This window comes from Nocardia aobensis NBRC 100429 (genome assembly GCF_000308375.1).
Lineage (GTDB): Bacteria > Actinomycetota > Actinomycetes > Mycobacteriales > Mycobacteriaceae > Nocardia > Nocardia aobensis.
Genome location: NZ_BAFQ01000260.1, coordinates 1 through 9,144, shown reverse-complemented (window position 1 = coordinate 9,144; position 9,144 = coordinate 1). Strand labels below are relative to the sequence as shown.

At 68.9% G+C, this 9,144-nt stretch carries 9 protein-coding genes; 5 read left to right on the top strand and 4 right to left on the bottom strand.

All coding sequences use genetic code 11. The features are described from left to right. A partial coding sequence (locus tag RJ03_RS28070) for a hypothetical protein (RefSeq protein WP_036507985.1) occupies positions 1 to 756 on the bottom strand: 756 nt, incomplete at its 3' end. A 249-nt stretch (positions 757 to 1,005) separates the two neighbouring features. Here RJ03_RS28070 and RJ03_RS28065 point away from each other — a divergent pair. Next, positions 1,006 to 2,052, top strand: a complete 1,047-nt coding sequence (locus RJ03_RS28065; protein ID WP_036507983.1) for an alpha/beta hydrolase — start codon at positions 1,006 to 1,008, stop codon at positions 2,050 to 2,052. Here RJ03_RS28065 and RJ03_RS28060 read toward each other — a convergent pair. Beyond that, positions 2,049 to 2,936, bottom strand: coding sequence for an IclR family transcriptional regulator (locus tag RJ03_RS28060; RefSeq protein WP_036507980.1), 888 nt, complete (start codon positions 2,934 to 2,936; stop codon positions 2,049 to 2,051). The genes RJ03_RS28065 and RJ03_RS28060 overlap by 4 nt on opposite strands. Before the next feature lie 71 nt (positions 2,937 to 3,007). On the opposite strand from RJ03_RS28060, the gene RJ03_RS28055 reads away from it, so the two are divergent. The 4 genes from RJ03_RS28055 (at position 3,008) to RJ03_RS28040 (ending at position 7,108) form a co-directional block, all read left to right on the top strand. Further along, on the top strand, positions 3,008 to 4,462 hold the full coding sequence (locus RJ03_RS28055) for a hypothetical protein (protein ID WP_051025338.1): 1,455 nt from the start codon (positions 3,008 to 3,010) through the stop codon (positions 4,460 to 4,462). Positions 4,463 to 4,862: 400 nt separating this feature from the next. Further along, the gene (locus RJ03_RS28050) at positions 4,863 to 5,609 is read left to right on the top strand and encodes a DUF8020 domain-containing protein (protein ID WP_036507978.1); all 747 of its coding nucleotides are present in this window, start codon (positions 4,863 to 4,865) and stop codon (positions 5,607 to 5,609) included. A gap of 108 nt (positions 5,610 to 5,717) precedes the next feature. Then, positions 5,718 to 6,116 carry a BlaI/MecI/CopY family transcriptional regulator gene (locus RJ03_RS28045; RefSeq protein WP_036507975.1) on the top strand — a complete coding sequence of 133 codons (399 nt, stop codon included), beginning with the start codon at positions 5,718 to 5,720 and terminating at the stop codon, positions 6,114 to 6,116. Further along, positions 6,113 to 7,108: a M56 family metallopeptidase gene (locus RJ03_RS28040; protein WP_036507971.1), complete on the top strand. Its 996-nt coding sequence runs from the start codon at positions 6,113 to 6,115 to the stop codon at positions 7,106 to 7,108. Before RJ03_RS28045 ends, RJ03_RS28040 begins: the two co-directional genes overlap by 4 nt. Before the next feature lie 52 nt (positions 7,109 to 7,160). Here the strand turns inward: RJ03_RS28040 and RJ03_RS28035 are convergent, their stop codons facing one another. Beyond that, a complete protein-coding gene (locus RJ03_RS28035) occupies positions 7,161 to 7,787 on the bottom strand; it encodes a hypothetical protein (protein ID WP_036507968.1) in 627 nt (208 codons plus the stop codon). Positions 7,788 to 7,843: 56 nt separating this feature from the next. Continuing rightward, positions 7,844 to 8,824 (bottom strand): helix-turn-helix transcriptional regulator, encoded by a 981-nt coding sequence (locus tag RJ03_RS28030; protein WP_036507966.1) that lies wholly within the window; start codon positions 8,822 to 8,824, stop codon positions 7,844 to 7,846. Positions 8,825 to 9,144 lie beyond the last annotated feature (320 nt).

Here is a 9,144-nt window from a genome sequence, read left to right as displayed (position 1 = left end):
CGCACCCGGCGCCACGCCGAGGTCCATCGGGAACGACGGCACCGCGCCGTCGTGGCGGATCAGCAGCTCCAGCCAGCGCTGTACCGGCGCGGAGTCGGTGGTGAGCTCGGCGTTGTAGCGCAGTTCCCGTTCGCAGTAGGCGAGATGACCGTCGACCGGTTCGATGGGGACCTGGCCGCCGGACAGTTCGTTGCCGTAGAGCAGCAGCAGATCCACACACGACAGCGCCTGCCCCACACCGTCGGTGTGCAGGTGGTCCACGGCCGCGTAGACGGTGAACGAGTCGCCGCGGTCGATGACGCCGAAACCGAAACAGTCCCAATCGAATACATCACGCGCGTGGCGCTGCACATGGTCGCGGACGGCGTCGCTGTCGGTGATCTCGCCGTAGTCGCACGGCTCGAAATCGATATCGGCCGGGTCGGCGACGTGGCGCGCGATCCGCTCGCCGGATTCGCAGGAGAACCAGCTCCAGAACGTGTCGTGGCGGCGGGCGAACGCGGTGATCGTCCGGGTCATGGCGTCCCGGTCCAGCACGCCGGGAAAGTCGAAGGCGATCATGCACAGCCGGGATGCGCGAGATCCGCTGTCGCGCTGGCGATATGCCGCGCGCAGATATTCGCGCTGCTGGTACGACGGGCCGACCGGATGTTCCGGGGCGGCCAGGACCGCCGCACGCGATTGCGCAGTGGGTGCCCAGGCGATGAGTCTGCCGGGCTGCGGATGCCAATCGTCGAAGAAGCCGAAACCGACCATGGAAACCCTCGTTTCGTCCAGATGTGACGACCCGCCGGCGCCGGCCGCGCCGCCGAATCACGCGGACCGAGTCAACGGCACCCGCGCCCATCCGCCAACCGTCGCCGTGGAAGTTTGTGACCTTCCCCAGATCCGGTCGAGTCCGATAGGCCGCCGGTCCCAACAGTGGCCGGAATACCTTGCGACCGTGACCTTCGCGGGCCTACCTTGACCGCCGTCCGGACCCGACGGAACGAGAGAGGTAGGCGGATGATTCGCCGCTCACTGCCCACCGCCCTGCTGGCGTCGGTGCTGACCGCGGCGCTGTGCGCGACACCTGCGGTGGCCGACGACCCGCCACCCACCCCGGTGAGCGTCACCGCGCTCACCGCCGCCGCCGAACCCGCCGCAGACGGTGCGCATTTGCTCGGTGTCGAGCAGGAACCCGACGGCATGCTGGATCTGCGCGTGCACTCCGCGGCGATGAATCGCGCGATCGAGGTGAAAGTCCTTCGGGCACCGGATGGTTCGGCCCCGGCGCCGGTGCTGTATCTGCTCAACGGCGCCAGCGGCGGTTCGGAGGCCAGCAGCTGGCCCGAACAGACCGATATCGTCGACTTCTTCCGCGGCAAACAGGTCACGGTGGTGACGCCGATGGGCGGCAACGGCAGCTATTTCGCCGATTGGCGCGCCGACGATCCCGTGCTCGGCCGGCAGAAGTGGTCGAGTTTCCTCACCGCGGAGCTGCCGCCGATCATCGATTCGGCCTTTCACGGCTCCGGCGCGAACGCGGTGGCCGGCATCTCCATGGCCGGCACCTCCGTCTTCCAGCTGGCCCTGGCCGCGCCCCAGCTGTACCGGGCGGTCGGCTCCTACAGTGGCTGCGCGCGCACCAGCGATCCGCTGGGGCAGGCGTTCGTCGACGGCGTGGTACTGCGGTGGCACGGTGATCCGCTGAATCTGTGGGGTGCGCCCGACGATCCGCTGTGGGCGGCCCACGACCCGTACGTCAACGCGGACCGGCTGCGCGGGCTGGCGATCTACGTCTCGACCGGCAACGGAATTCCCGGTCCCCTCGACAATCCGGACGGGCCCGGAATCCACGGCAACACCCGCAAACTCATCGAGCAGCTGGTCTACGGCGGCGTGCTCGAGGCCGCCACCCACAATTGCTCGATCGCGCTGCGGGACCGGCTGACGCAGTTGAACATTCCCGCGACCTTCGACCTGCGCGCGAACGGCACCCACTCCTGGGGCTACTGGCAGGAGGATCTGCACCGCTCCTGGCCGATATTCGAACAGGCCCTGAACCGCTAACCCGCCGCCGCGATTCTCCGTGCGGCGGAGACGGTTTCGCGCACGTACTCGGCGCGCTCGGCCGCACCGACGGCGGCACTGAGCGGGCCGATCTGGACCTCCATCACCACCCGCTCACCGTCGAAGACCGGGACCGCGAGATAGCTGATCGGCTGTGCGCGATCGCTGTCGAGATCGGCCCGGCTGTGCGCCGTGCCGCCGATCGTGGCCAGCAGTGCCAGGACCCGCTCCCGCAACGCCTTGTCCGCGGGCCGGTCGGACAGATGATCGACCACCTCGGCCAGCACTCGCAGCGTGGGCAGGCTGGCCGCGTCCAGACCCCACGCGCAATATCCCAGGGCGCGAACGGTTTCCAGCACCTGTTCGAATTCGGCCCGGCGCTCGGGCGGCGCCTGCTGCAACCACGCGCGCTGCGCGGGCAGCCCGGCGTGGGCCAGCACGGCCGCACCCGCCGGAGGGCGCAACGGTATCCGGGTGCCGGCCTCGATTCCGGCGGGGATCAGCCCGGGCCCGCCGGCCACCGCGACGAAGATCGCTTCGCTGCCGGCGATGGAGGTGAGGGCGGCGCCGCAGCCCACCCGTTCGGCCAGCCGCCGCAGTTCGGCCTCCACCCGGTCGTGATCGCGCAGGCGATCCCGCAACCGTCCGCCCAGGACGAGCAACGCGGGACCGGGTTCGTAGCCGAGGTCGGGAAGCCGCCGCACCCAACCGGTTTCCTCCAGAGTGCCCAGGATCGCTCCCATGGTGGAGCGACTCAACCCCAGCGTATCGGCGATCTCCGCCGAGGTCAGCGCACCGTCGTGCGCGGCGAGCAATTCCACCACCGACACCACCCGCCGGGTCGGCGGCGAGCTTTCGGCCCGTCCGGTGTTGCCAGTCGGCACGGGGTCTCCTAACCTGTCGCGATACGAATAATTGAATCATTCGATACGAATAATCATATCGAGGAGTGCTTGTGCGACGTAAGGGCTTTACCGAGGGCGCGATCACCTCGATCGCTGCCGCCGCGGCGGCGATACTGACCATCGGCGCGGGAACCGCGAACGCCGCGTTCGGCCCACCCCCTCCGGTCGATCCGTATCTCGGGCCGGTCGGCACCGCCACCATGCACGGCGATGCGGAGTCCTCCGACAGCACTCCGCTGCCGGGTGTCGGTACCGGCGCGGTGAACGCGCAGTTCCGGGAACTGGCCGCCGCATGCCCGACCATCCTGCAGGGCGCCGACGGCATGCCGCAGGCGTTGTGCACCACCGTCACCGACCGTTCGCCCAAGATATTCCTGCTCGACCCGAACAGCGGTCAGCCGCTCACGTCGCTGGCACTGCCCAAGGGCGGTCTGCTCGGCGGGGTCTACGCCTATCTGGACAATGCCGATCGCATGGTCATGGTCGACGGTGACGACAATCTGGTGCGGGTCGCGCATACCAAGGAGGGCAATGGCTGGAAGCTGGCCATCGCCTCCTCGACTCCCCTCGCCGCCGCGGTGACCGGCCACTGCGGCGGGAACGGCTGCGACAGCGTCGCCTCGCTGATGCCCGATCGCGACGGCCGGGTGTGGTTCGCCACCGCAAACGGCGCGGTAGGTGCGGTCGATCCGAAAACCGGTTCCGCACAGTCGATCACGCTGCCGGGAGAACACGTCGACAACAGCATCTCGACCGCCCCCGAGGGCACCGCCGTCACCACCGATCACGCCACCTACCTGTTCACCGCGGACGCCTCGGGCGCTCCGCACCAGGTGTGGCGCCAGCCCTACGATCGCGGCCCGGCACGCAAACCGGGGCAACTCAGCTGGGGCAGCGGGGCCAGTCCGACCTTCTTCGGCCCGCGCGACGGTACCGATTATCTGGCGATCACCGACAATGCGGTGCCGCAGGAGAATCTGCTCGTCTACGACACTCGCACCGGCCGCGCGGTCTGCTCGATGCCCGCGGTGGACGGCACCGAGAACTCGCCGATCGGCTCGGGTGACAGCGTCTTCGTGGCGAGCACCTACGGCTATCCGTATCCGGCGCTGCCGGACAACGCCGGTCCGAGCGAGCCGGACAAAGCCGACTTCACCGGCGGTATGGTCCGCATCGATGTGAAGGCCGACGGTAGCGGGTGCACCCGGAAATGGACCAGTGATGTGAAATCCGCTGCGGTCCCCCGGCTTTCCCTGGCGGACGGCAAGATCTACACGGTCGCCCGCAAGAATCAGATCGCCGGCATCGATACCGGCAGCGCCGGAGCGGTGATCGACACCTATCACCTCGTCGCGATCGACGCGGAAACCGGCATAGAGAATTCCAGCCGGTTGATCGGCACCAGCACCGTGCACGACACCCTGCAGATGGTCGGCACGATCGCACCGGGACGCGTGCAATACCAGGGCACCACGACCGGACTGTTCCGGATCACACCGAGCTGAACGACGTTTCGGCTGCCACAGGGGCGAGACCGCTACCGGTCTCGCCCCTGCGATTTTTCGGATCGCTCGAAGATTGCTACTGTCGCCGACGGATACGTACGATCCTCTACTAAATGCGTACGTACATAGTCGAATGACCGCGACGATGTCCGGAAACCGCTCGGCCCATTCGGTTCTCACGTTAAAGGCTTATTACGCAGCTGTATCCGCTTGGTTAGCAACATTTCTCAACCGTAAACGTTTTCGCGTCGTACCTTTACGCGGGTTCGGTACTCGTTAATCTCGGTTCGCGCGGTCCGGATAATCCGGATTTCGCACCGGCAGCGGATAATTCGGCAATTCTCCCTCTGGAATTCCCGATCGCTCGCCGCCTTATCCGATCGACCACGATGAGGATCCGATGAACAAGACCACCCGTTTGGTCTCCGGCGCGACCATAGCTCTGATGGTGACCGGTGCCGTAGCCACCACCGCCACCACTGCGAACGCCGCCACCGGCACGCCCGCGGCCCCCGCCGCCGGCGCACCGATCGCCGCCGACCCGTTCACACTGACGACCGAAATCCTTCCGGGCGTGCGCTACACCAGCAACACGCAGGACGGCTCGGTCAGCATTCAGACCGGACTGGGTTCGCTCACCACGGTGGGCACCCAGTTCCAGGTCAAGGACGGCAGCGGCGCCCTGGTCGCCGGTACCGCCCTGGCCACCTCGCCCAAGGCCGAACAGGCCGCCACCGCACCCGCCTCGCTGCCGGAGACCCAGCAGGCGGCCGCTCAGCAGCCGGCGCCCCAGCCGGCCGCCGTCGAACAACCGGTCACCTCCGCCCAGCCGATCTACACCCAGGACGAGTTCAACTCCGCCCTGAGCGTGGCCGCCACCCAGTTCGGGCTGGCGACCGGTATCGGCAGCCTCGCCGGCGGCGCGGTGGGCGGCATCACCGGCTGCGTGCTCGGCGCGACGATCGGCTTCGCCCTGGTGCCGGAGTTCTTCCTCGGTAGCGGTGCGGCCGGCTGCCTGGTCGGGGCCGGACTCGGTGCCACCGTCGGACCGCTGATCGGCGCCGCCATCCTCGGCGTCCCGGTCGGTATCGCGAGCGCGGTGCAGATGTACAACACCCTCAACGCACCTGCTCCGGCCGCTTCCTGAAATCGGCTCTCCCACCCTGTGGCCCCGTCGTTGCGGCGGGGCCACAGCCGTTCCCGAGGGCTGGGAATGGGTACTATCCCGGTACGTAGTCGATGGTGGAGAGGTGCGATGGCACATCGTTTCGGGGATCTGGAGGCGGTGGTGATGGACCGCATCTGGTCCGCTCCCGACACCATCACCGTGCGGACCGTGTTCGAGGATCTGCTGCGCAGCCGGGAAATCGCCTACACCACGGTCATGACCACCATGGACAATCTGCATCGCAAGGGCTGGCTGGAACGCGAACGCGAGGGTAAGGCCTATCGCTATCGAGCGCGCCTGAGCCGCGAACAGTACAGCGCCCAGTTGATGCGCGAGGCGCTCGGCGGCGGTCGCTCCGATCTGGTGCTCGCCCACTTCGTCGAACAGATCTCCGATGACGACACCGCCGCCCTGCGCAAGGTGCTGCGCCGCGCGAAGACCCGCAATGCCCCTACCGAGCAGCCGGGCACCGAGGTCGCCGAGTGACCCTCGCGCTGTGCCTGCTGGGGTATTCGGCACTGGTCTGCGTTCTCGGCCCGCCGATCCTGACCCGGCTCACCGCGCACGGCAGCGTCCCCGCACTCGGGGTGCTGGCCTGGCTGACCGCGATCGCCGCCGTGCTCGGCGCGTGGGCGGCCGCGGCGGTGGCTCTGGCCGTGCAGGTCGCCCACACCTGGGATCTGCCGATGGCCCACCTGTTCGACGACTGTGTGGTGGCCGTGCACGCGACCGCCGACGGCAGCCACGGTCCGGTCGCGCAGTTCGCGGCGCTGATCTCGGCGCTCGCGCTGATCGGATTCGTCGCGGTGCGGGGCGTGCGGGTGATCGGCGCGGTGGTGCGCGCGGGACGCAGCAGCGCCCGGCACGCACGCTCGGCATCGCTCGTCGGACGGCGCCTGGACGACGACACCGGTGCGGCCGCGGCGGTGGTCATCGATGCGCCGCAACGGGCGGCCTACTGTGTGGCGGGGCGACCGGGGACGGTCGTGGTGACCAGTGCCGCGGTCGCCGCGCTGGATCGGCCGCAGCTCGCGGCGGTGCTCGCCCACGAGGACGCGCATCTGGCCGGGCGGCATCATCTGATCCGCGCGTCGACCCGCGCGCTGACCACCACCCTGCCGCGCATTCCGCTGTTCGCGGCCGCCGACGACCGCATCGCCCAGCTGCTGGAAATGTGTGCCGACGACCGCGCCGCCGGTCGCCACAGCCGCACCGCCGTACTCACCGCGCTGCTCACGCTGTCCGGAGCGACCGGCGATGCCGAGATCCGCTCGCTGCTACCGGATACCGCGCTGGGCACCAGCACACTCGCCGTCGCCGACCGGGTGCACCGGCTGGTGCGCGCCGACTCGCGTACGCGGCGGGCCGGGCGCGGGATTCCGCTCGCGCTGTTCGCCGCTCTCGTCGCCGCGGTACCGGCGTCCGGATATCTGCTGGTGCACTTCGGGATGGCGAGCTGTCTGCCGTTCATCCACTGAAACGGCGACGGGACCGGTTCGCTGCGAACCGGTCCCGCGCACTGTCGTTCGCTCAGTTGTAGAAGGCGCCGAACGACGGGACCGAAATGGTGCCCAGTTGGTACTGGAAACCGTCCGGGTTGGCATCGGAAACGGGGACCGGCCACCGGTGCCAGAGCGTCCCGTACACCGCGGCCACGACCATGCCCGCCCCCGGATCGAAAACCGGCGTGCGGATGGTGGTGTCCACCGGCACGTCGTTGTGTTCGAGCAGGGTTTGGGTGCCGCTGCGCCCGTTCGACAGGTTGTACCAGACGACCTGCAGATTCGCCCCGCCCTGATTCGGGGCGATGGTGCCCGGGCCACCGAAGAAGCCGAGGCGGAAACCGTCGTAGTTCAACGCGATTCCGGACCCGTAGACGCCGGGGCCGGTGCCGCGCCCGATGTCGGATTGGGCGGGAATCTGGAACGGCTGGGCGGGCAGAGCCGCCTGCTCGACGGTCGGACCGGCGGCGAGCAGCCGATCGATTGCCTGTTCGGCCGCCGGATTCCCGGCCGCCGCCGCACGCAGATGCGCGGTCGCCGCGGACCAGTCCACGGCAGCGGGTTCCGCCGCGACGGGACCGGCGAAGACCACGGACGCCGCCGCGGCTGCCGCCGCTGCCGCTGTGAGACGACGGGTGACACTCAGTCGACGCATAACCAGTTCTCCTCGAGTATTCCGGTACAGCTTGCTGAGAAATTGCGTATATCCGGTCACCGTAGCTTTTTCGCCCCCGATTGCGCGGGTGCGGCGCGCTGCAAACGGGCGCCGAGTTCGCGGACATGGTCGGCGAGCTCGGGCGGGGCATCGACGCGGAAGTCGTGGCCGAGCCGCAGCAGTCGCACGACGAGCCATTGCACGGTGTCCGCCTCGGTGCGCAGCCGGCAGGTGTGCTCGTCGACGTCCTCGATCTCGCCGAGCGCACCCGCCGTGGCGCGGACGGTGGCCGCCGGAGCGAACACCGTCACCTCCGCGCGGTACACCGGCGCCATCGAATACAACGAATCGCGAAGGTAGGTGGCCGCGTCCTCGGCGGGTAGTTCCCGTGTCTCGCAGCGCAAGCCGATCGGCTGCGGATTCTCGATGCGGTCGATCCGGAAGATCCGCCAATCGTCGCGCTCGCGATCGAAGGCGACCAGATACCAGCGCTGCCCCGCGGCGACCAGGCGATGCGGGTCGACCAGCCGCCGGGTCCGCGCACCGGAGTTCGAAACGTAACCGAAGCGCAGTTGTTCCCGCCCGCCGATCGCGGCCGCCAGCACCGTCAACACGGCGGTGTCGACCGGCGAATCCGATTCGGCGGCAAGGGTTTCGGTGGCCGCGCTCACCGAACGCACGCGGGCCCGCAGCCGGGTCGGGAGCACCTGTTCGAGTTTGGCCAGCGCTCGCACCGCCGCCTCGTCCGCACCGGGCAATGCGTGCGCGGCGACGGTCCGCAGCCCGATCGCGGTGGACACCGCCTCGTGGTCGTCGAGCAGCAGCGGCGGCATCGCCGTCCCCGCGGCCAGCCGATATCCGCCGTACACGCCCATCGTCGCCTGCACCGGATAGTCGAGCTCGCGCAGCCGATCGATATCGCGGCGCACGGTCCGGGGACTGACGCCCAGTCGCTGCGAGAGCTCACTCCCCGACCATTCGCGCGGTGTCTGCAGCAGCGACAGGAGGGTGAGCAGGCGCTGCGTCGTATCGGTCACCGGCCCATTCTCGCGCAGAACTAGGACAGTTTCCGGCCGTTATGCGCGCTGCTCGCCGAGCGCGTGGTCGGCCACGTCGCCGAGTCAGCACTGGGGACAGCGCGCGGCCTACGGCAGAATGCCTGGGGCGCAACCTGATCGGCAGGTCGCGGCACAGTGGAGGCTGAAATGACCGAGGAAATCGTGGGCCGGCATGCCGAGGTCGAGGTGGACGGTTCACCGATGGCCGTCTATCTCGCGCGACCGGCGCACGGCGGCCGGTTGCCGGTAGTGCTGGTCGGCGCCGAATTGTGGGGCCTGACAGCCGAAGTGCGGGCAGT